Source organism: Stenotrophomonas humi (genome assembly GCF_001431415.1).
Lineage (GTDB): Bacteria > Pseudomonadota > Gammaproteobacteria > Xanthomonadales > Xanthomonadaceae > Stenotrophomonas > Stenotrophomonas humi.
In genome coordinates, this window is sequence record NZ_LDJI01000009.1 from 144,370 (window position 1) to 166,860 (window position 22,491).

The 22,491-nt window shown below is 60.3% G+C and carries 40 protein-coding genes and 3 tRNA genes; 14 read left to right on the forward strand and 29 right to left on the reverse strand.

All coding sequences use genetic code 11. The features are described 5' to 3' along the window. Window positions 1-34 precede the first annotated feature (34 nt). The 26 genes from ABB26_RS04980 to ABB26_RS05115 all read right to left on the reverse strand — a co-directional run bounded on the left by ABB26_RS04980 (window position 35) and on the right by ABB26_RS05115 (window position 14,449). Window positions 35-1,114 carry a phage capsid family protein gene (locus tag ABB26_RS04980; protein ID WP_057632537.1) on the reverse strand — a complete coding sequence of 360 codons (1,080 nt, stop codon included), beginning with the start codon at window positions 1,112-1,114 and terminating at the stop codon, window positions 35-37. Window positions 1,115-1,128: 14 nt separating this feature from the next. Further along, on the reverse strand, window positions 1,129-1,839 hold the full coding sequence (locus ABB26_RS04985; protein ID WP_057632539.1) for a hypothetical protein: 711 nt from the start codon (window positions 1,837-1,839) through the stop codon (window positions 1,129-1,131). A 70-nt stretch (window positions 1,840-1,909) separates the two neighbouring features. Further along, complete coding sequence (locus ABB26_RS04990) at window positions 1,910-3,853, reverse strand: portal protein (protein WP_057632540.1); 1,944 nt, start codon at window positions 3,851-3,853, stop codon at window positions 1,910-1,912. Next, complete coding sequence (locus ABB26_RS04995) at window positions 3,850-5,226, reverse strand: terminase large subunit domain-containing protein (RefSeq protein ID WP_057632541.1); 1,377 nt, start codon at window positions 5,224-5,226, stop codon at window positions 3,850-3,852. The genes ABB26_RS04990 and ABB26_RS04995 overlap by 4 nt, the downstream gene beginning before the upstream one ends. After that, entirely contained in the window at window positions 5,223-5,666 is a 444-nt protein-coding gene (locus tag ABB26_RS05000) for a helix-turn-helix domain-containing protein (protein ID WP_057632542.1), read from the reverse strand. Before ABB26_RS05000 ends, ABB26_RS04995 begins: the two co-directional genes overlap by 4 nt. Before the next feature lie 19 nt (window positions 5,667-5,685). Further along, a complete protein-coding gene (locus ABB26_RS05005; RefSeq protein ID WP_152982554.1) occupies window positions 5,686-5,994 on the reverse strand; it encodes a hypothetical protein in 309 nt (102 codons plus the stop codon). Window positions 5,995-6,011: 17 nt separating this feature from the next. After that, window positions 6,012-6,086, reverse strand: a tRNA-Trp gene (locus ABB26_RS05010). Window positions 6,087-6,093: 7 nt separating this feature from the next. Next, window positions 6,094-6,167, reverse strand: a tRNA-Thr gene (locus ABB26_RS05015). A gap of 5 nt (window positions 6,168-6,172) precedes the next feature. After that, entirely contained in the window at window positions 6,173-6,601 is a 429-nt protein-coding gene (locus ABB26_RS18895) for a hypothetical protein (RefSeq protein WP_152982555.1), read from the reverse strand. 32 nt (window positions 6,602-6,633) lie between these two features. Next, window positions 6,634-6,852, reverse strand: coding sequence for a hypothetical protein (locus tag ABB26_RS05025; RefSeq protein WP_057632548.1), 219 nt, complete (start codon window positions 6,850-6,852; stop codon window positions 6,634-6,636). A 58-nt stretch (window positions 6,853-6,910) separates the two neighbouring features. Further along, complete coding sequence (locus ABB26_RS05030; RefSeq protein WP_057632550.1) at window positions 6,911-7,222, reverse strand: hypothetical protein; 312 nt, start codon at window positions 7,220-7,222, stop codon at window positions 6,911-6,913. Next, entirely contained in the window at window positions 7,222-7,698 is a 477-nt protein-coding gene (locus tag ABB26_RS05035) for a hypothetical protein (protein WP_057632552.1), read from the reverse strand. Before ABB26_RS05035 ends, ABB26_RS05030 begins: the two co-directional genes overlap by 1 nt. Window positions 7,699-7,788: 90 nt before the next feature. Beyond that, a complete protein-coding gene (locus ABB26_RS05040) occupies window positions 7,789-7,980 on the reverse strand; it encodes a hypothetical protein (RefSeq protein ID WP_057632553.1) in 192 nt (63 codons plus the stop codon). Then, a complete protein-coding gene (locus tag ABB26_RS05045) occupies window positions 7,977-8,816 on the reverse strand; it encodes a hypothetical protein (protein WP_057632557.1) in 840 nt (279 codons plus the stop codon). Before ABB26_RS05045 ends, ABB26_RS05040 begins: the two co-directional genes overlap by 4 nt. Continuing rightward, window positions 8,816-9,217 (reverse strand): dATP/dGTP diphosphohydrolase domain-containing protein, encoded by a 402-nt coding sequence (locus ABB26_RS05050; RefSeq protein WP_057632559.1) that lies wholly within the window; start codon window positions 9,215-9,217, stop codon window positions 8,816-8,818. Before ABB26_RS05050 ends, ABB26_RS05045 begins: the two co-directional genes overlap by 1 nt. A gap of 176 nt (window positions 9,218-9,393) precedes the next feature. After that, window positions 9,394-9,468, reverse strand: a tRNA-Thr gene (locus ABB26_RS05065). A 94-nt stretch (window positions 9,469-9,562) separates the two neighbouring features. Beyond that, entirely contained in the window at window positions 9,563-10,171 is a 609-nt protein-coding gene (locus tag ABB26_RS05070) for a hypothetical protein (RefSeq protein ID WP_057632561.1), read from the reverse strand. Continuing rightward, window positions 10,164-10,556 carry a hypothetical protein gene (locus ABB26_RS05075; RefSeq protein ID WP_057632563.1) on the reverse strand — a complete coding sequence of 131 codons (393 nt, stop codon included), beginning with the start codon at window positions 10,554-10,556 and terminating at the stop codon, window positions 10,164-10,166. The genes ABB26_RS05070 and ABB26_RS05075 overlap by 8 nt, the downstream gene beginning before the upstream one ends. 193 nt (window positions 10,557-10,749) lie before the next feature. Then, window positions 10,750-11,049: a DUF968 domain-containing protein gene (locus tag ABB26_RS05085; protein ID WP_057632566.1), complete on the reverse strand. Its 300-nt coding sequence runs from the start codon at window positions 11,047-11,049 to the stop codon at window positions 10,750-10,752. Beyond that, entirely contained in the window at window positions 11,046-11,486 is a 441-nt protein-coding gene (locus tag ABB26_RS05090) for a hypothetical protein (protein ID WP_152982556.1), read from the reverse strand. The genes ABB26_RS05085 and ABB26_RS05090 overlap by 4 nt, the downstream gene beginning before the upstream one ends. A 244-nt stretch (window positions 11,487-11,730) precedes the next feature. Next, window positions 11,731-12,324, reverse strand: coding sequence for a hypothetical protein (locus ABB26_RS05095; RefSeq protein WP_057632570.1), 594 nt, complete (start codon window positions 12,322-12,324; stop codon window positions 11,731-11,733). A gap of 1 nt (window position 12,325) precedes the next feature. Continuing rightward, a complete protein-coding gene (locus ABB26_RS05100; protein ID WP_057632571.1) occupies window positions 12,326-12,526 on the reverse strand; it encodes a hypothetical protein in 201 nt (66 codons plus the stop codon). A gap of 145 nt (window positions 12,527-12,671) precedes the next feature. Beyond that, window positions 12,672-12,866, reverse strand: a complete 195-nt coding sequence (locus ABB26_RS19120) for a hypothetical protein (protein ID WP_057632573.1) — start codon at window positions 12,864-12,866, stop codon at window positions 12,672-12,674. Then, window positions 12,866-13,132, reverse strand: a complete 267-nt coding sequence (locus ABB26_RS05110) for a hypothetical protein (RefSeq protein ID WP_245626132.1) — start codon at window positions 13,130-13,132, stop codon at window positions 12,866-12,868. Before ABB26_RS05110 ends, ABB26_RS19120 begins: the two co-directional genes overlap by 1 nt. Continuing rightward, on the reverse strand, window positions 13,086-13,961 hold the full coding sequence (locus ABB26_RS19410) for a helix-turn-helix domain-containing protein (protein ID WP_083490691.1): 876 nt from the start codon (window positions 13,959-13,961) through the stop codon (window positions 13,086-13,088). The genes ABB26_RS05110 and ABB26_RS19410 overlap by 47 nt, the downstream gene beginning before the upstream one ends. A 119-nt stretch (window positions 13,962-14,080) precedes the next feature. Further along, window positions 14,081-14,449 carry a hypothetical protein gene (locus ABB26_RS05115; RefSeq protein ID WP_057632577.1) on the reverse strand — a complete coding sequence of 123 codons (369 nt, stop codon included), beginning with the start codon at window positions 14,447-14,449 and terminating at the stop codon, window positions 14,081-14,083. Between the two features lie 101 nt (window positions 14,450-14,550). Here ABB26_RS05115 and ABB26_RS19525 point away from each other — a divergent pair, with 101 nt between their 5' ends. After that, window positions 14,551-14,679, forward strand: a complete 129-nt coding sequence (locus ABB26_RS19525) for a hypothetical protein (protein WP_275452808.1) — start codon at window positions 14,551-14,553, stop codon at window positions 14,677-14,679. Window positions 14,680-14,683: 4 nt separating this feature from the next. On the opposite strand, the gene ABB26_RS19665 is transcribed toward ABB26_RS19525, so the two are convergent. Further along, the gene (locus ABB26_RS19665; protein WP_083490692.1) at window positions 14,684-14,911 is read right to left on the reverse strand and encodes a transcriptional regulator; all 228 of its coding nucleotides are present in this window, start codon (window positions 14,909-14,911) and stop codon (window positions 14,684-14,686) included. Window positions 14,912-14,995: 84 nt separating this feature from the next. On the opposite strand from ABB26_RS19665, the gene ABB26_RS18555 reads away from it, so the two are divergent. Continuing rightward, window positions 14,996-15,589 carry a helix-turn-helix domain-containing protein gene (locus ABB26_RS18555; RefSeq protein WP_083490693.1) on the forward strand — a complete coding sequence of 198 codons (594 nt, stop codon included), beginning with the start codon at window positions 14,996-14,998 and terminating at the stop codon, window positions 15,587-15,589. 91 nt (window positions 15,590-15,680) lie between these two features. Continuing rightward, window positions 15,681-15,875, forward strand: a complete 195-nt coding sequence (locus ABB26_RS05125) for a hypothetical protein (protein WP_057632582.1) — start codon at window positions 15,681-15,683, stop codon at window positions 15,873-15,875. Window positions 15,876-15,973: 98 nt separating this feature from the next. Here ABB26_RS05125 and ABB26_RS05130 read toward each other — a convergent pair whose 3' ends face one another. Together ABB26_RS05130 and ABB26_RS05135 are read right to left on the reverse strand one after the other, a co-directional pair. Beyond that, on the reverse strand, window positions 15,974-16,450 hold the full coding sequence (locus tag ABB26_RS05130) for a hypothetical protein (RefSeq protein ID WP_057632584.1): 477 nt from the start codon (window positions 16,448-16,450) through the stop codon (window positions 15,974-15,976). After that, a complete protein-coding gene (locus ABB26_RS05135; protein ID WP_057632588.1) occupies window positions 16,447-16,647 on the reverse strand; it encodes a hypothetical protein in 201 nt (66 codons plus the stop codon). The genes ABB26_RS05130 and ABB26_RS05135 overlap by 4 nt, the downstream gene beginning before the upstream one ends. A 467-nt stretch (window positions 16,648-17,114) precedes the next feature. Between ABB26_RS05135 and ABB26_RS05140 the strand changes: the two genes are divergently transcribed. From ABB26_RS05140 to ABB26_RS05190, 11 genes are all read left to right on the forward strand, one after another. Beyond that, on the forward strand, window positions 17,115-17,372 hold the full coding sequence (locus ABB26_RS05140) for a hypothetical protein (protein WP_057632590.1): 258 nt from the start codon (window positions 17,115-17,117) through the stop codon (window positions 17,370-17,372). Continuing rightward, on the forward strand, window positions 17,369-17,710 hold the full coding sequence (locus ABB26_RS05145; RefSeq protein WP_057632592.1) for a hypothetical protein: 342 nt from the start codon (window positions 17,369-17,371) through the stop codon (window positions 17,708-17,710). The genes ABB26_RS05140 and ABB26_RS05145 overlap by 4 nt, the downstream gene beginning before the upstream one ends. Before the next feature lie 262 nt (window positions 17,711-17,972). Then, the gene (locus ABB26_RS19125; protein WP_161809008.1) at window positions 17,973-18,122 is read left to right on the forward strand and encodes a hypothetical protein; all 150 of its coding nucleotides are present in this window, start codon (window positions 17,973-17,975) and stop codon (window positions 18,120-18,122) included. Between the two features lie 175 nt (window positions 18,123-18,297). Continuing rightward, window positions 18,298-18,423 carry a hypothetical protein gene (locus tag ABB26_RS19530; protein ID WP_275452810.1) on the forward strand — a complete coding sequence of 42 codons (126 nt, stop codon included), beginning with the start codon at window positions 18,298-18,300 and terminating at the stop codon, window positions 18,421-18,423. After that, entirely contained in the window at window positions 18,420-18,659 is a 240-nt protein-coding gene (locus tag ABB26_RS05160; protein ID WP_057632598.1) for a hypothetical protein, read from the forward strand. The genes ABB26_RS19530 and ABB26_RS05160 overlap by 4 nt, the downstream gene beginning before the upstream one ends. 14 nt (window positions 18,660-18,673) lie before the next feature. Then, window positions 18,674-18,895 carry a hypothetical protein gene (locus ABB26_RS19130; protein WP_161809009.1) on the forward strand — a complete coding sequence of 74 codons (222 nt, stop codon included), beginning with the start codon at window positions 18,674-18,676 and terminating at the stop codon, window positions 18,893-18,895. 204 nt (window positions 18,896-19,099) lie between these two features. Beyond that, on the forward strand, window positions 19,100-19,621 hold the full coding sequence (locus tag ABB26_RS05170) for a hypothetical protein (RefSeq protein ID WP_057632602.1): 522 nt from the start codon (window positions 19,100-19,102) through the stop codon (window positions 19,619-19,621). Continuing rightward, entirely contained in the window at window positions 19,618-20,247 is a 630-nt protein-coding gene (locus tag ABB26_RS05175) for a YqaJ viral recombinase family protein (protein WP_057632603.1), read from the forward strand. Before ABB26_RS05170 ends, ABB26_RS05175 begins: the two co-directional genes overlap by 4 nt. Beyond that, complete coding sequence (locus ABB26_RS05180) at window positions 20,244-20,654, forward strand: single-stranded DNA-binding protein (RefSeq protein ID WP_057632605.1); 411 nt, start codon at window positions 20,244-20,246, stop codon at window positions 20,652-20,654. Before ABB26_RS05175 ends, ABB26_RS05180 begins: the two co-directional genes overlap by 4 nt. Window positions 20,655-20,878: 224 nt before the next feature. Then, the gene (locus ABB26_RS05185; protein WP_057632607.1) at window positions 20,879-21,142 is read left to right on the forward strand and encodes a hypothetical protein; all 264 of its coding nucleotides are present in this window, start codon (window positions 20,879-20,881) and stop codon (window positions 21,140-21,142) included. Continuing rightward, window positions 21,139-22,305 carry a hypothetical protein gene (locus ABB26_RS05190; protein WP_057632609.1) on the forward strand — a complete coding sequence of 389 codons (1,167 nt, stop codon included), beginning with the start codon at window positions 21,139-21,141 and terminating at the stop codon, window positions 22,303-22,305. The genes ABB26_RS05185 and ABB26_RS05190 overlap by 4 nt, the downstream gene beginning before the upstream one ends. Window positions 22,306-22,491 lie beyond the last annotated feature (186 nt).

Genomic DNA, 22,491 nt, shown 5'->3' on the forward strand with positions numbered 1-22,491 from the left:
AGCCGAAGCCCCCGCCTGTTGAACTACTTTTCGCTTAGGCGGCAGCCGGAGCCGACACGTAGCCGGTCACAACCGCCCAGTCCTTCGCGGCGGCGTCGCCTTTCTTCCACTGCAGCTTCTCGACGCCACGCAGTTCCATGTAACCAACGCCGTAGTGGAGCTGGTAGTCGTCTTCCTTCTTGGTCGTGCTCTTGGTGGTCATGGCCCACGCGATGCCGACCGCCTGTGCGCCGCAGAAGTACATCGGCTCCAGCGGAATCGGGGTGGTAGCGGTGTTGTTGAAGTTGCCGATGGACGGCACCTCTCGGACGATCACGTCATCCCACCACAGTGAGTTGCCACCAGTGAAAAGCGGATTTTCCTTGCCTCGCTTCTCCGCCTCGGCCAGCACGGTCGCCATGTCGTTCTTCAGGTCGCGGAATGCACGGGTGCCTACAAACAGCACGTAGGTTTCGTGATCCTCTCCGTAGATGTGGGGCATGATGCCCTCACCATTGGCAGCCTTGGCCGAGCGCGCGATTGCCTTCAGCTTGGAAACCGTGGCGCGGCTCAAGGTCTCACCCACCAGGATGTTGTTCAGCGCAGTGGCGTGTGTTGCGCTGTAGTTGCTGGCATTTGCGCCGAACAGCACGCGATCCGCGTTGGCGACAGTCCACGCGTTCTTCTGAGTGGCGTTGGCGGTGCCATAGGCGACGCCGTTGATACTGCCAAGAGCGGTGGTGATCGCGTTACGCAAGATGCGCGACGCCTTCACCTTCAGCGCCGAACGGCCGGCATCGCGGATATCGAACGGGCTGGCCTGCTCTTCCAGCACGGTAACATCAGTAGCCGCGCGGGAGATCTTGATGGTGATCGGGTGGCCTTCGTTCGGAAGGGCCTCTTCATTGCCAACCAGTGGAGTGCTGCCGTCGTTGTCCTGATCGTTCAGGGCCCCCAGCAAATTGAGGGTGATCGTGTCACCCTTCTTCTTCGTAAGGTCGTTCTTGACCTGGAAGATGTCGGTCTCTTTGGAGCCCATGTAACGCTTGTAGGCGGTGCCTCGGACGTACTCCTTGAAGAAGCCATCGTCCCATTGCTTGGCCCGGACTGCTGGACTGATCGTGGTGCTTGCCATTTTCTATTGCCTCGTTATTTGTTGAATAGGTCGTCGAAGACGTCGCTATCGGACGGGGCAAACTGCCCCGCCGCATTGCGGCTCTGAGTCATGTCGGGAGGGATGGCGGCGTCAGCTGCGGCGCGGGCCTGCTCTTTGGCCTTCAGTTCGGCCTCAAGCTTGGTGCGCACCTCGGCTTCGATCTCGGCGCGGTACTTGACGGGGTCTTCCATTCGCTTGAACTCACGCAGCTGCTTGCCAATTTGGTACGCAGCGAGCGCCGGATTGGCTGACGAGAAGATCCGCTGCTGAATCGCTGGGTTGCCCTCGGCTGCAGCCTTCACTTCCTCGAATACCTCGTCGTAATCCGGATGGACTACGCGCGCCTGCTCTTCCAGTGCTGCGTAAAGCCGCTGGGTTGCTCGCTGCTCCAGAGCCTGCATGTGCTGCTCGGGCGCATCGAAGAACTCAGGGGCTGGCTGCTGCGGCTGTGCTGCCCGCAACTCAGACAGTTCCCGCTCAAGTGCCTGACGCTTATCCCTCTCCGCTTTCATCGCGGCATACGGGACGGCCTGTTCCTCTTTGGGTTCCGGGGTCGTCGTCACCTCGGGTGCCGGGGCTTCCGGCGGCGTATCGACCGTTTCGACCACTGCTTCTGGCTGCTCCGGCTCCGGTTTTTCCGGCGTCTCCGTCGCGACCAGCGGCTGGGTCATGTCATCAAGGAAGTCTGTACCGTTGTCGCTCATTGTTCTCTGCTCCATCGACCGTACGTCGTCGTCACGCTCGACCGTTCGCCGTCGTCACGTGCCACAAGGCTTATTGCTGCTCAACAAAAACCCCGCTCGATGGCGGGGTCTGCTGGGGTTCTGGCTTGAGGGCCTGCATTCGTTCTGTTTCGGCCCTGTACTGCTCAATGCCTAGCTCTCGCTGTCGGTTGACGTTGTCGGCCTCCTTCAACTGCAGCTCGGCCATCTTGATTTGGATGTCGGCCTGCTTATCCGCCGCTTTCTGCTCCGCTTGCTGGATGCGCTGCTCTGCCTCTTGCAAGGCCTGCTGCATCTCCTGCATCTGCTGCTGGACCTGCGGAGGGATGCCGCCCTGCTCCATCTGCTCAAGGATCTGATCCTTGTTGCGCAGGCTGGATGCTTCGATGATTGCCTTGGTCGGAATCGCGCTCGGGTCGGCCTTCTTCAACTCCACCAACTGCTCGTACTGCTCCGACTGAATGGTGACGCTGTCGGGGCCGTCCTCAAGGATCAGATCGATATCCAACTCGGCAAGCTGGTTCTGCGTGGCGACAACTCGCTGCATCATCGGCTCGGCCTGCAGCTGCTGAAGCTGCTCAGGAGCCAAGGGCTGACCAGACTGCTCGGCCTGCTGCGCCACCTGCTCCCACTGCTGCACCGGCTTGTTGATCGACACCCAGCGCAGATTGCGCTCGTCATCGGTCACGCGAACCCAGCGCTCCTCCGTCCAGTACTGGCGGATGCGGTACCAAACCTGCCGATAAACCTCCCAGCTCATCATGCGCAGCGCTTCGAACAGGCCCGACATTTCGGCCAATCCAGACGTGAGCATCATCTCCTGAGCGCGGCCGCTCGGGGCGCTGGCGTCACCCTCAATTGCAGGGTTCACACCGCTGGCGTCGATCTCTGCCTTGGCCTCCTGCAGCAGTGCCATCTGACCCTGAGCAAGCGCCAAGCCATCGACAATCTCAAACCGCATATTCGGCTTGACCTCGATAGCACCATCTGGACGGGCTACTTCGCGCCGCATCCGCTCCAGGTCGGGGACCGCGCCCTTCTCATAGATCACCTGCTTGCTGTTCAACAGGTGAAGGGACTTCGACTTGCGTTTGTTAATCTCGTCCTGCGGAGAGATCATCCGGCGAACTACGCCATAGCGGCGGTTCTCACGGTCGATGTAGGCTGACGTGGCGACGATCTGGCACTGCGGCTCGCCAACTTCATCGACGTACGGCGAAACTTGAGGATCGCGGAGATACCCGCCCTTGCAGAAGATTGCGGTGGACCACTGCCCCTTGTGCTTGAACTGATGTTGAAGAACACGGATGCGCTTACGCTTGGTGTCGCTCCACTGAACCTTTGGCCGATCTCCGAAGGTCTCGGACTCGATCCATCCCGAGTAGCAAGCGGAGATCGCATCCTCCTTGCCCGGGAATTCCCGCAGCGCGTCGGCCTCGTCCATCCAGATGGCAACGCCCATGAAACCGGCATCGCTGAAATCTTTTCTACGACTACAGGGATCACGGTAGAAGCGATCCCAGGGGATATGGGTGATTGAGACCTCGCGCTGACCATGCGTCACCCGCACCGCAATCGATACCGCACCGACACCCTCAATGAACAAGTCGCCCGCCGCCTCAGACCGCACAAGGCTGTACTTGTTCTCGTCGCAGACGTACCGGATAGCGTCGGTTGCCGACTGCGCCTCTTCCTCGTGCTTCGGAGTGCGCGGGTAGGCGCGAGGGTCGGTGCGCATGCGGCGCTCATGGCCCAGCAGCGCATCCACCTTTGGGGCAATGCGATTGCTGATCACGACAGGCTGGCGACGCTTGTTCAGCGCCTCCAGTTCCTCAGGGCTAAGTTGCTTCCCGTCGTAGTAGTCGCGGTCACGCTCGGATAGCTCGCGCTCTTCCCGAGTATCCTGCTCGGCCTGCTCAAACTGGTCGATCAGGACGGACAGATCCACCGACACCGCCTTCGATGCGGTGCCTTCGTCCAAGGTAGCGTCGGTCATGCTGTCTTCCAGTTATCGCCGTCGTCGGCGTCGTGTGTGTCGTAGTCGCGGCGACTGGGCTTCTTGCCAGCAGCGCTTGTCGTCTCCGGAAGAACCGGCCACTCAAACGCCACCAAGTAACCAATGGCCGTGGTGATGTGCTGGTACTGGTTCTTCTGATCCTCTTGGAACGAAGATCCTTCTTTGAGCTGCACCGTAGCCATGCCCTTGTGGCACCACGGCGCAGTCTTCGGGTTGACAAACAGCGAGACCTGACCGGCTGCGTTGCGCACCTTGGCCCGAACTGCATTGTGTCGGTCCTTGATGGCTGGTGCAGCGCCTGGGACTAACCTTGTGACTTCCCAGCCGTTATCGCGCAGCACCTGCTCCATGTCGGTGTAGTTCGACTGTTGCCCGTGCTTCTCGCCCGCCTTGCCAGCCGGATCACCGTAGATCACAACCTCACGATTCTCGTGATTCTTGTACTTCTCGACAAACTCAGTGGCGGATTGCCTTGCCACCGCGCTTGTCAACACGATCTCATCCAGCGCGAACAGATTCTCGCCGCGCCTTACGCATACTGCAGACGAAAGTGGCGTGTAGTTGAAGTCATGGCACCACAGCAACTGTTCATCGAGACCAATAGCTGCATCCGTGACGTTCTCGGTGCCGTATTCCTCGTAGATCCTGCCGCTGGCCGTCTCAAAGCTGGCCTCAAACTCCTGCTTGAACTGCTTTGACGACATCGCCCGCTTCATGGACTCCATGACATCTGGAGGAAGGATTTCCGCTGACTTCCAGTGAAAAACCTTGAAGTTGGGGTCCGCGCCTGTCTCTGCCGCTTGGCAGAGGTCGTAGTAGTGGTTCAGGCCGTCCGGGACGCCGAGCAGCCAGCACCACGCGCGGTAGTTAGGGTCCAGCGGGTTGACTGTGTTCAGCGCAGGCAGGATGTTTGCCTCCCACGCGCTGGACTTCACGTCAGCAAACTCGTCGATCCCACCGCCCTTCCACGGGATACCCTCAATGCGCTGCGGCTTGTCCAGCCCGATCACATGGATCTCGCTGCCATTCGGCAGGTAGATGATTCGATCTGACTCGGACGGCCGGCGCGAGTGCATCGCCGACAGGGTGAAGGCCTTCAGGTCATCCCAGAAGATTTTCTTTGCCTGATCGTGCGTTGGTGCAGCTGCGAAGTACGGCCCGGGCACCCGATTGGCCTGCTTCACAAGGAAGCGCTTGAAGCGTTCGGTCTTGCCTGATCGGCGACCAGCAGGCACCAGTGGGAACCGAACGCCAGAAGGCACAGCGGCAACAAGCGCCAGCTGCGCAGGGTGATCCTTCAGGGCATACCAGCGGGCCAGCTGCCTATCTAGCAGCAGGTTGCCAGTGTTCATCCAGGGAGCCCTTCAATCAGCTTCTTCAGCGCGTCATGCAGCCCGTCATCACCATCCGTGCCCTCTCGCTTATCCCGCCACCTGTCGGGCTGGCGGTTCTTAAGCCAGAAGATCATTGCGGTCGGGTCAGGCGGGTAGTGCTTGATGATCGGAGTAAGAGTTACCGCACCCTGGTAGCTGCTGATATGCACGTCATCATGGCTGTACCCGGTAGCCCGGCGGAACAGTGACTGCTCAACCTGAGAATCAACCTCGTCCTTGCCGCGCTTTAAGGACTCAAGAAACGATGGATGCCGTAGCTTCCAGTTGTTCAGGGTTGTCTCTGTCACCCCAAAGAACTGCGCAATATCCTTATCGGTAGCGCCGAGGCGACACAGCCTCTCCGCCTGCTCGTCCAGCTCTTGGCTGTACTTGCTTGGCCTACCAGTCTTCTTGCCCATCAGGGCCTCCTAGTTCGCGCTAGGCCGCAATATCAAGCGTGCCCCTATGCAACAGCTCGCCCCTATCGGAGCGGCGAATGATGATTCGATACAGGCCCTGGCCTAGCTTCTTGGACTGCTCGGCGGTGATGCCCCACTGCACTTGACCCTGCTCGTCCCCTGCTGCATCAACAGTGAGCCGGTCATGACCTCGCGGGTACGGCCGGATGACAACCTCCAGCGCGGCATCGTCCAAGTTCGCCTCGCCGTCACCATCCCGAATCCAGGTCACGAACTCAGCATCAGCACTCTGGCTTGTGGTGTAGGTGCGCTCGTTTGGCTCGATCACTCTGATCTCCACTTAACTGGCAGGTCGCTACGGACTTGAACCGCAACCTCCACGGGTTTGGAGCCCGGGCGCACTGCTTGCGCTATCGACCCATAAACTGAGGCGTGGCAGGACTCGAACCTGCGACCGGCACCATACAAAGGGGCTGCTCTGGCCGACTGAGCTACACGCCGTGAAACTATTTCCTATCAGCCAGCACTACCGCTTGGCAGGCTCGGAGCTGGTCGTCGCTGTCTCTTGCGATACGAACAGCAGCTCCCGCAATTTCTTCTCTGCTGACGGCTCCCGCATCACGCTGGCTGGCGGTGGCGGCAGCACTGGACAGATTCCGGGTTTCACAGCTCGCGAGTTCGTCGCGCAGCCGGTAATTGCCATTGCGCAGCTCAGCAACAACAATCGAAGGCAGACTTTCGTTTTCACTGCGCGCTGCCTCGTATTGGGTGCCTATCTCATGCAGACGTTCGTTTTTTGAATGTTCGACTGAGCGGGCCTGCTCGACTGCCTTGGTCTCGCCCTTGGACTGCTTCAGCTCGGTGCGGGTCCCTGTGACTGCGGCGATATCACCACGCCATGACCAGCCAGCCCAGAACGTGCCCAGCAGGCTCATCAGCCATGCGATGCCGACTACCTGCGCTCTGGTCAGCACTTCAGTACGCCACCGGTAGCTATGCCCGTCCCCATCGCCCTCATCAGATCACGCTGAAGGTCAGGAACACGGGCAGGTTGAAACTCCGGCGTCTTCTTTTCAAACACCAGCGCCAGATGCTCACGGATCGACTGCCACTGCTCGGGGCTAGGCGGCAGTGCATTCAGCTCGGCAAAGCCCTGAATCCAGTAGGCGAATTGTTCTGGGGTCACTCAAACCTCCACGCCCACAAGGGCTGATGTGTCGCCGATATGGAAATTCCCATGTCGGTCAGTCAGTGCCACCGGCACCGATGTTCTCGGCGTCAGGATCGAATGGCGGCGGGGTAAGCCCGCTTGCGCGCATCAGTCCTTCCAGTCGGTAGATGTGGTTCAACATGCGGCCGCTGCGGCGCTCCAAGGCACGTACCTGCTCAGTAAGCCTGTCCAGCTCCAAGCGGATCGTTTCGTACAGCCTGGATTCGGCCGTGATTGCTTCGTTGTCCCGCTTTCGGCCGGCCTTCCCGCTGAACCAGCCGAGTGCGCCGGTCACAATCGCAGCGATCCATCCGCCCAATTCCGTTGGATTGGTTCCGGTATCCATCACTGGACCGCCTCCCACGCTTGGGTGTACAGCGCATCCCATGTCTGTCGATGCGGCTTACCGGGACGCCAGTTGCGGATGTAGTAATCCCACGCCGCAGCGACATAGCCCGGCGCCGGGAGCGGCCGCGGATCGGTGTAGAGCAGCAGCCGTGCAAAGGCGCAGGCCAGAAGGTCATCCTTCTCCAGCGCCGGATAGACGGCCGCCTCAGTCGGATCAACGCCCCGCTCCCGGCACACGACGATAGCGATCCACTTGGATGCTTGGTGTGTCAGTACGCCGCGAACGCCGCCGCCCTTCTCGAACTGCCAAAACCCGCGAGCGGGACCGCCAATCTGGCGGCGATGCTCAAAGCGGGATTCCTGCAGTCCAATGGCGAGCAGCATCAGCCGCGCCTTGTCCGTGTCCATCTTCGTCGGCAGCAAAGCGAGTCCGGGGCCGACTACCCGGTTAACGATGTAGTCGAGATCCGACACTCTGGCCCCCTGTGGGCAGTTCTGGGCGGCCTGCTAGGGGCCTGAAATTCGTTTGAAACGTAGACGTCCCAATGCTTTTGGGGTGGCCTGTTACTCGCTTCCCATCCGCATAATCTCGCTACCGAGCTCAAGTCGCAGATCGCCGACATCCGGGGTGAAGTAGTCGCACGCGTACTCGCCGTCCCGCATCTGAGCCAGGACGAACAGTCCCTTCACTTCGCCGCGCAGCACTTGCTCGCGAAGACCCTCAACGATGCCCAGCACTTCCGGGTTGGGCTTCATTCCAGGTGACTCCAATCGCGAGCCGGATACCGGCGTTTCATGTACTTCGGCAGCTCCTCGCCCGTGTACTCGCGGCATAGCCAGCGCAGCGTCAGGAACATGGGCTCAAAGTCCCCGTCCCTTACGTCATGCAGCACTGCGACACCGCGCCACTCGTTCGCGCCCTGCGGCCCTCGGTATAGCTCGGTGCCGAGATAGCAGGAGCCGACCACAAGGCCGTGAATCGTCTTTCCGTTCGCCAGTGGGCGGTCGCCGTAGCGCTTGCCCTGCTCATGCCCCTGCACGAACGAAAAACCCAGCTTGTTGAGCCGGTTGTCGATGGTGCCGCCTATGGGCCGGGGGCTATGGGCCGTCTTCCAGTAGTGGCAGTACCAAATGCCGTCTACCTCGACTGGCGCCTCAAATTTGTGCCGCTCCCAGCCGAACGTCTCGACGCCCATTAGGTGCGTGCCGACGACACCCTCAAATCGGGCGTCATTGACTGCCAGCCGTGCAGCGCGGTGCTCGTGGTTGCCCTCGGTGAAGATCCAACGCGGGTTCCAATGCTTCCGCTTGCCGTCCTTGAGCCGTTTAATCTCTTTCCAGATTGGAGCCGTCAACCGGGCCATCGCCTCGCGGCCAGCCTCAATGTCAGCCAACAGCCTGGAGTTCTCTTTCTCCAGTCCGCCAGGGGCGCTATAGCTCGACATGCTGGGCAGATCCCAGAAGTCGCCGATGCAGACGATTACGTCAGGCTTGCGCCGGACGATATCCGCAGCGATCCAGTCGAGGTGGTCTGTAGCGTCCCCCGGCCTGATCTGGCAGTCGGGGATGACGTAGTGGCGCCTCGGATTCATCAGGGCCTCGCATACTCGCGTTGCAGATCAGCGACTGCACCAGCCGTGGGGCGGTCGTCGTGGAGCTTGCCCACGCTCATTGCATCAAGGATCAAGGCGCAGCACGCCATGGCGTGTGCAACGTGGTGGACGCCGGAGTCCGGGGCAACGTCTTCGCCGTCCCAGAAGGCATCCATATGCCGCTCAAGCGCCGCCTTGTAAACCGAGATGCTGATTGCCGCATCGCGCCAGTTGTATGGGCCGTACTTCTTCGCCCCGTCAGCCAGCGCCATCGCCAGATAGTGCTTGGCGGACGGCGGCACCAAGTGCAGCGGAACCTTCAGTGCACCAATGGCCGTCTTTGGGTTGTTGTCCGGATAGCTCTGGCCCTCGGCCACGCGCTCTACGTTGGCCGATGACATGCTTACCTCTGATATGGCGAACGGGGCAGGACTTGAACCTGCAACCACCGACTTTGGAGGACGGTGCTCTGCCAATTGAGCTACCCGAACGTGATTGGCGGCGGGCCTAGGACTCGAACCTAGATCGACGGGATCAAAACCCGTTGTCCTAACCAATTGAACGAACCCGCTATGTGTGGAGCCGCCCGTGGGATTTGAACCCACAGCCTGCTGTTTACAAAACAGCTGCTCTGCCGTTGAGCTAGAGCGGCGAGCCTCATAACGCAAAAGCCCCGGGAGTCCGGGGCATTGTTCGCGCGCGATATTAGTACGGTAGGCCCTTTCCCTCGCGGTCGTCCACCGCGATTAGGCTGCATCCTTTCTGAGTGCGCGCATGATCTCCCTTGCAGAAGCATGTCGGGAATCAACGATTGCCGAATAGAGCCAGTCGTAGACCTTCGCCCAACTCTGCCGGTATGCAGACTCGCCCACCCCAATGGACTTGGCGATCTCCACGTTTGTGGGCTTCTTGTTGGCCAGTAGATCCCTGAGAAGCACCTCACTCAGCGCATCCAGCCTGCTATGCAGGTTGTCCGGCCAACTATTGAGACCTGCCACGTACGACTTACCCTCCAGCGTGCTGATGTGCCGCTTACAGGACTCGCTGCGATCCCTGTTGCGCTGAGCCAGAAGCTTTGCCATCTCGTGGCTGATCGCAGCAGTTGCCATCTCGTCCTTCCGGCGCCGCCACTCTGCCGCAGCCATCGCATAGATCAGCCCGCACGCCTTGTCGATCTCGCGCTGCCCCACGGCTGGCAAGTACATCAACTCGATGACTGCTCGACCAATGGTCGGCGAGGCAAACCCGAGTCCGGCCGCAATGTCTTGGTCGGTCAGCTCCGGAATGCCCCCGCGCCCCGTGTCCAGCCGGATCGTCTTTGGCCCAAGCCGGGACAGAATCTCCAAATCAGCCATTGCCCACCCCCTCGTTAGCGGCGGTCGGCCCGCCAGTGATTCGGAACACCACTTCGCCACCCTTGCGCGGCGTTTCGCGCACGTAGGGGTGACTCACAAACCTCTTGTCATCGATGCCCAGTGCGTCGGCGATTCCGTCGCGGTACGCCTTGCAACGCGCCAGCATGTTGTCGTCGTCAGGTAGGCGACGCGTCGGCGGGTAGAAGTCGATCCATAGGTGCAGGCGGCCATCGGGCAACACATGGCCGGCAGTCCAGCCAGATGCCATCGCCTCAAACTTCGACAGCTCGCGAGCAGCGGCAGACGCCTTCGCCTTGCGCGCCCAGTGAACCCGACCGTTCGGCGACAAGTCTTTGTGGGGCCACGGCAGAACCAGGTCTTTCATGCGATCCCCCTTGCGTCTTTCATTGCCCGAATCCACCGGTATGCCGTGGCGCGATTCATCCCGTATGCCTCCACCAGTTCCTGCCAAGTCGGAAGCCTGCTGGGCCAGCGATGAGCGGCACGGAATGCCATCTCAATCGTCACGCTGGTGTAGTGGCGCGGCCCGCCCTTCTCTTCTGTCCAAGGCTGGGCACTCATTTCCTCACCCCGATGATTCCTGCATCAAACAGCTGCGGCAGGTACAGGCCAAATGCCCTGTCCCACTCCGCGAACTTCAGCTCACGATCCATCGACCGGCCTTGATCCAGCTCCCGGTGACAGGAGCGGCAGGCCGGGATGTGGAAACAGTCGTGGGCCTTGAGCGCCCCACCCTTCCCGTGCTTGGATTGGTTGCTATGGGCTGGCTCACCCGCCCCACCCTCGCAGCCAGGGAAGCGCAACATGCAGCCGAACTGATACGAGGCGTCGAGCAACTTTCGGTCGCGGTAGTTCATGCCGCCACCGCCTTGTATTCGCTGTTCGGGTCCGGAATAAACAGACCGGCCTGAGCCGCCGTCCGCTGCACGTGCTCCACGAACTCCCAGAACGCGCGGTCGTCCAGCTTGTCGGCATTGCCGTGCTCGTCCTTGGTTGTGGTGCGGAACGGCTTCTGCTCAATGCGCCCGCCAGGAAGCTGGCGATTCACCCAGCCGAAATGCTCACCACACATCCACTCATGGATTTCTTCGGCGCTGAATCCCATCTGCGGCGCCAGCAGTGCGTAGGCCACGCCGAACAGGTAGCGGTTCTGCGGGTCGGTACGCTCGGGCCGGGCAACGCTGACCTTCACGTTCACAGGCTTGCCGGGGTGCGCGCCGAGCAGGAATTTCAGCACCTGCTCCACCATGCGCTCCCGATTCTTCGGCGGGAGGGTGATGACGTTAATGGTCATGATTCGCTCCCGGTGCTACTTGCCCCGGCTATCGCTCGCTGCACCCGAATCGCGTGTTCGCGGGTTGGGAAGCACAGCGCGACAATCGCATCGCCACGGCTTTCCGCACTGACAGACGTGCCAGAGACCACTTCACCTACCGCATCACAGATGACCACGGCAAAACAGCCTTCCTTGTTTGACGCAACACTGGCGACATACCGCCCCTCACCGAAGACAAGGGCCGGGATCAAGTCAGACATACTCATACCCCACCCTCCGAGCGGGCGGCGTCGATGGCATCACGAATGCTCGGACGCCACGCTGCAGGGTCTGCGAATGCCGTGATGGCCACCATTTCCTTGTGACCGCCGTCCTCCGGCACGGGCGACGTTCCGGAATCGCAGTAGGCCCAGCGTCCATCGTCGTCATTGACGATTGCAGGAGCGCAGCCCTCGGCCATCTGCTGATCCAGCCAGTTGAGTCGCTCCGCATCAGCCACGGCGGCATCCCGCTCTGCCTCGGCCTGTTCAGTCCTTGATTTCAAAGCTGCGTGAACGCGATCACTAAACCGCTCACCAGTTAGCTTGTCGTACTTCTTCTGCAATGTATCCCGCTCTGCCTCGGCCTTGCGCTTCGCCTTCTCCGCCTGCCACTCACGACTCAAGTAGTCGTCGCGCTGTCGCTCCAACTCAATCATGCGTTCACGCAGCGATGCCGCATCTGCCGTCAGGCGGTCGATGTGGGCCAACAGTTCGCGGACATCGTCCATCTGCACGATTCCCACTGCGCTATCCAGCCCCCAGCGAACACGCTCAATCGCACCCGGCAACACCGGCTTGATCTCGTTCTCGCTCATGTCAGTAGTCCCCATTGCTGAGAATCGCAACGCCGGATGTCAGCTCGTCCATCTCTTGTGGGCTGACCCGTTGCGCAAGGCCAACCGAACGCAGCATGTCTTCAAGAAGGATTGCCGCTTCGCCACGGCTATCTGCGATTACAACTGCAGCGGTTGGCACCGGCCAAAGGCCCTTGAAACTCTTGTTGGTGAAGACCTTCATCGCCTAATCTCCCTATCCCGTTCGTTCCAGCCCGCTCGCCAATCGGCGCGTAGCTGGCCCGCTTCTGTTGTGATTCCGTAGAGCGGACAGCTACCGATGCCCCGCCCTGCTTCTCTGGCCCAGCGCCCGAATTGGTGCGGGGGGATTACGCCGCCTGCGTCAGGTGCAAAGGCTCCGGTCGCCGTGACTCCATCGCCCTGGCGTAAAGCACCTTGGCCCGATGCATCAGCGCCACTGCGCAACCCACCGGAATCTGCATAGCGACCGCGATCTCGTTTGCGTTGCATCCCTCACACTCCAGTCGGAACACGTCCACGTCGGTTAGTGCGATGCGGTCCATTAGTGCTGCCTCCCGCCGAGGAACTCGGCCAACTCGGCGGCGGCACGCTGGGCGCGCTCTGGATTTGCTTTGATCGGCTGCTTGGTCAGCGCCAGTTGTTCGCGCGGCGGCATCGCTTCCATGAAGTCCGCAGGCGACGGCCACATGCGCCGGCCCTTCATCAAGTTGGTGAAGGCCTTGCGGAAGCGTGGCGTGTCCAGCTGCTGGTCCCACACGCGCTCATCGGTAATCGCCCGATGCCAGCCCATCGCCGTCCCAGCGATCATGTCCGCTGCCGGCGTCCGATCCAGACTCAAGCAAAGCAGCTGGCTCAGGCCGTCCAGAATTTCGTCGTGAATCCAGTTGGTTTCCATGCTTCATGCCCTGCAGTTGTTGGATTGCGGATAGGGTCTTGCTCGGCGGCGATGACGTGGGACTGACACGCGTCAGTGCTGGGCCTGCTCGCTCGTTCGGCTTGAGCCAATCGGCCTGCAACCCCTGGGAACCACGGGCGCACCAGACAGCGAGGAATGCGTCGAAGGTCATCCCGGCCTTGCCGGATTCGCTGCGGGCCTGCTTGACGACCGTCTCGGTCACCGGGGCCTTCTTCGCCTTGCGCAGGGCAAGCCAGTCAGACCACGTCTGCGGGTTCACGTCATCGGGGCAAGGGAGCGCGTCAGCGCGTTGCTTCTTTGTTGCTTTACTTACGGTTCTTGATGGTTCTTGACGGTTAGTGTCCGCCTGCCGGACTTCGTCGTCCGTCTCCCGGACTTCGTTATCCGCCTGCCGTACTAGTTCGCCGTCAGATGAACTAGTACGTTTCCCGGACTGGTTGTTCTGGCGGACTAGTTTTTCTGGATCAAAATTGGCCGGGGTCAGCACGTAAAAGGTGCGATAACGGTCACTGCGATCCGCCTTGACCAGCCCCACCGACTCAAGCCACTTGATCGCCTCAATGACCGCTGTGCGACCAAAGCAAGTGCGCTCGGCAATCGTCGTCAGAGACGGCCAGCACTCGCCGTGGTCGTTCGCGTTATCGGCGAGCGAGATCAGTACCGCCTTAGCCGTAGGCGGCATCTGGAGCTTCCAGCAGGCGGACATGATCTGAGTGGACATGCGTCAGGCCTTGATCGGACGGGCTGCGACCGGAATCACTCGGTCAGCGCGGGCCTTGTCCGTTCCCTGCTTGAGCCAGCCAGGATTGAACGCACGCCACGGATGGGATTTCTTCGGGCTCACGGCCACTTCACTCCCAGCTTTGCAGCCAACGGAGTCATGACCGCAGCAAGTGCTGCGAACTGAGCGATTGCCTCAGCGTGCTGGGCATCCGGGCAGGTCATGTACTTTTCGATCAGGTAGTGGATGGGCGAGATATCGCGCGTCTCTTTCAGATAGCGCTCCAGCTCATCGATGGTCATGCCTCGCGGCTTACCGCCGCTGTCACCGCCTGCAAGCTTCTCCGTCAACTTGGACGGGCTCAGGTCGAGCTTGCCCGCCACGGCAACCACGCCGCCATTGCGCTGCACCTGGACCAGCAACAACTCCCGCAGGCTGCGGGACGTTTGGGTAAGTCCGTCTTCGTATGTAATGTGTAGTGATCGCATTTCTGCCCCTTTGGTTACTGGGGAATCCTTGGGACGACGTGTTCCCCAGAATTCCCCTCGTTGGTCCTGAAAATGGCCGCACCCCAACGGAGTGCAGCCACATGGATAAATCAGTCTTTGAAGCGGTCTCGGGCAACGTCACCGCGATCATTCGCGTACAGGGCGACGTCTACGCTTTGCGCATGGTTGATGGGCGCGCAGTGGTTCGACTGCTGCGGGCTGCGTGCTGACATGTCAGGCAGCCTTCCGCTTACGGCGCGGCGCAGGAGCCGGACCAAACACATCGGGACGGAGGTCGTGGCGAGAGACGCCGGTGGCGGCCTCGATGGCCAAACAGTGGTGTGCTGCGACCCTCAGCCGGCCTGTCACCCACTGAGAAATCAGGCTGGGATTGACCTTAAGGAGTCGGGCCAGAGCAACTTGACCGCCGATGGCGCTTACTGCTTGGGTGATCGTGTCCATTGCGCAAACTTAGTACGCCTAAGCATGCCTGTCAATAGGTTTTCTAAGTGCATTGCGCGGACGGAGTCAATAGGCTTCCTAACTATGGTCGCCCCTGTCTCCCCTGATCCCGAAAAGGCCCAAATCTCGGAACTGCTGAAGAAGCTGATCCGGGAGAGGGGCTATACCCATCAGTCGTTCTCAGACGCCATAGGGGTCAGCCCCGGGCTTGTCTCCCAATGGGCCACCAACAGGGGCGCCGTTCCGGCCGAGCGAGCAATGAAGGTCGCCACACTACTTGGCACAAAGCCCGAAATCATCAGTCCGATATGGCGCGAATTGCGCGAGCAGTTCGTAGCTTCTCAGCCCCTGCGATTGGATGCTGCCACCATCACTGCCGCTGTCAGACTCGCCTCCGGCGCAGGCACTGGCGTTGGCCTATCTCATTTTGAACTAGAGACTGAGGACGACGCCGAGCTGTTCGCCCTGGCAATTGCGGAAGTCCTTGATGACCAGATCATCGAGGCCTCTGACAGCGATGTGCAGCGCTTTGCGCGCAAGCTTAAATCGCGAAAGGAGGGTGACGATGGACAGGTCGGAGCGGCTGGATCGAATGGCGGAACTGATAGCTCAGCGGGCCAAGCGAAAGCTGGGAATGCCAAGAGAGCTGCGGCTGGTCGGCAGCGAAAGCGCGCCTAAAACGGTCGAGGAGCCCGTAGAGGAACCTCCCTCGCGACTGCCGGACTGGACGTCACTGCAGCCGGTTGATGTGTCAGAGCGGGCGGTGACGATGCACAAGATCATGGTCATCGCCAACACGCATGGCTGGCAGATCGCCGTCACGCACTTCCTCATGACAAAGGGTGTTCCCTACCTGTCCGACCTGACGGAACCGCAGCTGGATGACTTGCTCGACCGGATGCACGGCTACGTCGATGCCGCCGAGATAGGCGCGTGCATGCATGACGCGATGCCGGTGACCTAGCCCCACGCCGCCCCGCCAGCCGGGGCGCTCTCCTGTCCCAATTTTGGACAACAAAAAACCCCGCCGGAGCGGGGTTTAGGGGGATTGCGAAGGATGGGTCAGTCCCCGTCTCCGTCCTGACTGGAAGAACCCTTTTGCTTCTTATTTGCAGCAATCCCATATCCAGCAGCGCCACCTGCAACCAGGAATACAACAGCTTTAACCAGCTCAAGGGCCAGCGCTTCCTTGTCTAGGTAAAGGGCATAGCCGATCAAAAGGGCGATGATGACCAGAAGCCAAATTATGAGCTTCTGCGCGTCCTTCCTTTGCCCTCTAGCGCATTCTCGCTCGTGGACCCGATCTTCCTTTTGTGCCGCCAGCGAAGCCATGCCAAATTGAAACGCGTTCGCGTCCTTCTGCTTGTCAATCTCTAGACGCTCACGCTCAATCTGATTTTGCTCAGACTTCACCGCGAGGTCTTGAGCTTGAGCCTCGATGAACAAGCTCAGTGTCTTTGACAGCTCTGCGGGGACTAGGCCGTTGTTCTTTGCCGCCTCATCCTTGGGCTTTGGAGCCTCGTCCTTGGGTTCAGTCACTTGAAAACCTTATAGATTGGCGAGTCATGCTTGATCCGCACACCACCGAAATTCTTCTCGCCCAGGCGGGGCGCAACAATCTCAACAACCTTGATGCCGCGCTTCTGTTCAGCTGTAAGTGACACAAAATCAGAAGCACTCAACACCTCCAAAGTCACGGGCCGGGCGTCCAGCGTCCTGCTTTCATGACTCTTCATACGTTCCTCCTAGATAGAGCGCGCCCAGAGCGCGCTCATTGGCAAATTGAAATTGCGACTTGCCTGATCACTGGCAGCTCCGTCCTCAGACGATTGCTTGCCCTAACAGCGGTTGCTGTTGTTCTCGCCGTCAATAGTAGCGTTGCTTCGATGTAACAACAACAAAACGTTTTCTTAAAAACGCTAGTGAATTCAGACGCTTAATTGACTGTTTGACATTGCGAAAGTTCCGTGAGTGTCAACTAATCGTTACAGATCAGCTGGTTACATACGACTAGTTGGCCGGGAGCGGGCGCTCCCCTCGACTTCTCAGCGCTGAACCTGGATATCCGGCAAATTCAAAACCCTGAACGCCGCGTTAGGGGTTCAGGAATGGTAAACCGCTCGCTTAGATTTCCTATTGACGTAGATACTTAGGTTTCCTAAGCTTCATCCATCGCCTCACCCCGAGGCCGAGGGATGCAGAGATGGGACGCCTGACCTACGACGACCACGTCACCGACTACCTGGATACCGAAGAAGTCCGCGCCCGCATGGCACTGGCCGCAGCCGAGTTCATTGGCGAGTGGATGACTGGCCCCAAGGACGCATACGCCACGCAGAAGTGCGGCCGCCAGTTCAACGAGCTGGCCGACAAGATCGAGTCGAGCTTCATCGCAGAGATGGAGCGCCGCCAGAGCGTTGAGGCAGACAACGTTGCCGAGCTGCGGGAGTGCGCGGCATGAGCGCCAACAAGCACACGCCTGCACCGTGGAGCGTGGGAGCAACCGATCCCGATACAGCAGAGATTGAGATCGTCAGCGAAGGCAGGCCATACATCTGCCTTGTTCTGCCGGGCGCTGTCGATGGGCGCACTGAAGCCAACGCCCGCCTGATCGCCGCCGCGCCGGAGCTGCTGGATTTCATTCAGCACGCGGCCGATCAACTCGAATCCGGAATACAGGAATACACCGGAAGTCCTGAAGAGCCGCCACAGCCTGCGAGTAAGTGGGACTACGACGCGGGGCAATTGGTTGGCGAACTTCGCCGATTGATCGCCAAGGCAACCGGGGGTGCGGCATGAGCGGGGTGGATGTGCTGGCGGTGATGGATGACGTGGCCCGTTTCCACGATAACGGAAGTGAGGCATTCGATTCTCTTCGCGAAGCCCGCGCAGCCGTCGCCGAGCTGATTGAGGCGGCAAGCCGTGTCCAGTGCACGCCTTGCCTCGGGACCGGATTCCAGACCGTGCGCGTGCAAGGGGACTTTGTAGTCGGTTGCGACCCATACCCCTGTCCGAAATGCACGCCCCTGCGCACCGCCCTCTCCCGCGTGCGAGGTGCCGAATGAGCGCCCGCCGCCTCAACGCATGGCTGCACGTATTCGCGAAGTCCGCCGAGTACGCGCTGTTCCTTGACCTGTTCGCAATTTCGCTACTCGCAGCCGCCGTGTTCTTCGTGCCGCTGCGTCTGCTGACTATTACTGGAGGGGTGTGATGAAGCCTGATTGGAAGGATGCGCCGAAGTGGGCGAAGTGGCGCGCTACCGATGGAGGCGGGATGTCGTACTGGCACGAAGTCGAGCCCGAATGGGATGAAATGAATCAGGAGTGGCGCAGCGAGGGGATGGTGACCACGTCGCACGACGCTGACGAAAGCTTGGAGCCCCGCCCATGACCCCCAGCCTCCCAACCATCGCCGACATCGCAGCAGTGGTGTTCCCGCCGATCAAGGCGCCTGACCCGCTGCAAGAACTGGAAGCCAACGAAGGCATCTGCGCACAGGAGAGTGAGGGATGAATGCGATTCGTAATTCACTCGGCTTCGTGCTCCTGTTCGGCGCGCTGGCACTGATCGCAAGCGCGTACAGCCTGGAACTGATCTCGCTGATCTTCCTCGTCCTCATGTCGATCAACGGTTTCAAGCTGGCCGACGCAATCGTGGCGCACGTCAGGATGCTGCGTAGGCAGCCCAAGCACGAGCCGCCGACCACACTCCCCGACTTCCCGGCGCAGACGAAGCGCGACGTTCGATAACCAAGGATATGACCATGTTTCTAAGTAACTCCAAGTCCCCGGCACAGAAGCGCAAGCGCATGAAGTTTGGCGCTTGGCTGCACAAACTTCAGACCAAGAAGCGTCGCATTGCACGGCCGGGTTTCATCGTAGACGAAGCCAGCATGACGGTGATCGGTCGCGCGGTTGCGCCGTTTCTTCCGAACGTTCGCGGCATGCGATACGAGAAGGGGAAGTTGATCCCCCGTCACAGCTAACTCCCCTAGCCCACTGCTGGTGGCGCAAATAACCAGCAGATGCTGCCACCCGAAGGACTCCGCCCGTGTCGATGTACTGCGCCTATCCATGAGGCGGACGGCAGCGGTTGCCACGGGTCCACCGGAAATCAAACCGGCACGACGGGCGCGGCAGATGGCAGGCCGGAAAGACGGTCCGAGTTACCCCTTTACCTGGAGCAGGACATGAGCAACGCCACACATTACCGAAAGGTGTTCGACTCCCCGTATCTCAGCGCGGCGGATGTTGTCGAGCCGATCAGCTTGACCATCGCCCGCGTGACGCAGGAGGTGGACAAGACCAAGAAGTCTAAGGACGTGTTCAACACGGTCTATTTCGTTGAGCGCGACATCCGCCCCGGCGAGAAGCTGAAGCCGATGATCCTCAATGCCACGAACAGCAAGACCGTGGCGCGCCTCGCTGGCACTCCGTACATCGAAGAGTGGGGCGGCAAGCGGATCACCGTCTACGTCGAGACTGGCATCAAGTTTGGTCGCGACACCGTTGACGGGCTGCGGATCAAGCAGGCTGCTGCGCGTTCTGCCGTTACCCCGGACAACCAGCGCCTGTGGGACAACGCCAAGTCTGCATACAAGCGGGACGGCAACTTGGAGCGTGTTCTGGCCCGTGCTGACATGAGCGAGGAACACATCACGCAGTTGATCGCGGAGTGCAGCGCCGAGCCCAAGCAGGAGGCCGCAGCATGAAGTGGCACAACGTCGAGCAGAACAGCCCGGAGTGGGACGAACTGAAGCTGGGCCAGCCGGGATCATCGGCAGCGGCAACGTTCATGGCTCACTACGGAAAGGACTTCGGCGAACCGGCACAGAAGCTGGCGTTGCGGTATGCCCTTGAACGCGTCACAGGCCGGAAGTCTGAGCAGAACTTCAGCAACGCACACATGGAGCGCGGCCACGCTCAAGAGCCTATCGCCAAGATGCTCTATGAGGAGTTGCACTTCGTTGAAGTAACCAACGGCGGCTATTTCGACCATGCCGAATGGGGCGACTCACCTGATGGCCTTGTCGATTCAGACGGGACTGTAGAGATCAAGTCGGTCATCGCGTCCGTCCACGAAGCAACGATCAAACGAGGCACGTTCGACTCTGCCTACAAGTGGCAAATCATCACGCATTTCGATGGAACAGGCCGCAACTGGGTGGACTACGCCAGCTACTGCGCCGACTACCCGGAATGGGATCAGTTGGTGGTCTATCGCACCTACCGCGACCAAGTCGAGAAAGAGTTGTCGATGCTTAGGGAGCGGCGCGAACAGTTCATTGAACTGATCAAAACCAAGGCCAGCGAAATCAACGAAAGGAAAGCCGCATGAACAATTTGAACGCAATCGGCCGCGTGGGCGGCAAGGACGCCGTTACTCGTTACACCCAAGCAGGCGAACCCGTTACCGGCTGGTCGATGGCTGTGGACTCTGGCTACGGCGATAAGAAGCAGACCATTTGGATCGACTGCTCAGCATGGGGCAAGCGTTTCGAGAAGGTCGCCGAATACATCACCAAGGGCGTGCAGCTTGGCGTGACCGGCGAACTCGGCACCCGCGAACACGAAGGCAAGACCTACATCACCTTGCGCATCGCTGACGTGACCCTGGTGGGTGGCAAGCAGGAAAGCAGCGGCAACCAGCAGCAGGCCCAGCGTCCGGCGAGGCAGCAGCAGGAACCCGCCCAGCAGTCAGCGCCTCCCTCCGGCGATCCGCTCGACGACGACATCCCCTTCTAGGACCTACGGGGCGGAATGCGCAGTGGTGATGCGCTCATGTGCGGGAAAGAACCCCTGATGTAGTTCAGGGCTGGTAGCGAAAGCTAATCCGTTGGTGACGGCGGAACCGGCAGACCCGTTTGATGCTGGCGAATTGACGCGCTTTAGACCGTTAAACATAGGCTGGTTTGAGTCCAGCTAAGCCGGGATCACCTCCGGCCCGCCCCACCCTTTAGGAGCAAGACATGAGCAACAACGGATGGATGCCGATTGAGTCGGCTCCGAAAGATGGAAGCGCGATCACTGTTTACGACATGTATCAGACGGACTTCAAGAAAAATTCAAACGGCATCTATAGGCAAACGGGACGCGACGGGTATGGAGTAGTTACGGCATGGTTTAAGGACGGCGCATGGCTGATGCACTCACGGGACGGGGTGGTGATTGCGTGCACCAATCCTGCCCACTGGATGCCCATCCCCGCTCCCCCGACCGGAGAAGACGAATGAACGGATACGACGCACAAGACATGGCGACTCAGGGCGCTGATGGGCATCGCGACGGCTATCAGGCTGGGTACGCGGATGCGGTGAAGGCGTTCGATGCTGAAAATCCCGTCTCAGCGCAGGAGGCGGTGGCTATCAACCAGTTCCGCCACCATGACAGTTCAGACTGGTATGACGTGACACCGGAAGACCATCCGCACGTGTTCAACGATCCAGACTTCGTTGTCCGAACGGTCTACGCCGCCCCCGTCGCCGCAGCGCCGGTTGTCGAGGCGTTGAAACGGATCAAGCTGCGTCTGCACTTCCTCGATATGCCTGGCGAGTCAATGTGGGATCGTGGCGATGGCGTATGGGTGCCGGACTGGCGCTACGAAATCCAGTTGATCGAACACGTCCTGCATGGCCGCCCCTTCACGGCCACTGAGAAGCCCACCGACACCCGCAAGCGGATCGAAGTGGCCAGCACCCCCGCAGCGCAGGGGATCTCCCTGCTGAACACCGCCTACTTTCAGGGTTGGGTGGCGGCGGCTGGGTGGGCTAGTCGTGATGATATTGTCGCCGATGAAGGGAGCAAGGCATATACGGCTGAGCGCGACCAACGGCTGCATGGACTGATCGACGCCAGCCCCAAGGCCGACGCGCGTACACCGAAGGCCGGGGAACAGATCGCAGATATTCTCATTGAATGGAGGCGTAACGAGATTGACGCTGGCTCTGCGCTGGCAGCCATAGAAGCCCACTTAGACGCCTGTACTTTTCAGCCGGCCAACGATTTGAACATCGGCTATGAAGCCGGGATGCGCCTTGAGCGTGAGGCTCAAGGGGCCAGCCCCAAGGGCGGCAGCGATGCGGAGTCGAGATTCGCTTTCTGCGCGAAGCATGAGGCGTTCCCCATACGCACCGAGGATGGTCGGAACTGGATCATGTTCGTTGCTACGGACCCGGCATACCCGAACATTCGGGCAGCCCATGTTGCCGCCACTCCCGAAGCAGCCATAGACGCCGCAATGCAGGCCAGCAGCGCCGAGGCTGGGGTCATGTGCGCAACTTGCCAGGACAGCGGCGAGGTGATCGGGCAAGAGGGTTCCGGCCCGGATGTTTACGACGTTACGGTGATATGCCCGCATTGCTCGCAGCAGGCCACCAGCGCCGAGGTGGGGTCGTGAGCGCCCGTCGTCGTGTTGTCAGCAGCACCCACCTGCACAATCTACCGTGGGAGGTCGCCTTCGTGTGCCAGCTAGATTGTGGCCACAGTCAGCGCGCTGAAGGACGGTATGACAGGTCCAGCCCTGTCGTGCGCGGCGTGCCTCCAAAGACAGTCACTTGCCACAAGTGCAGTCAACAGCCCACCA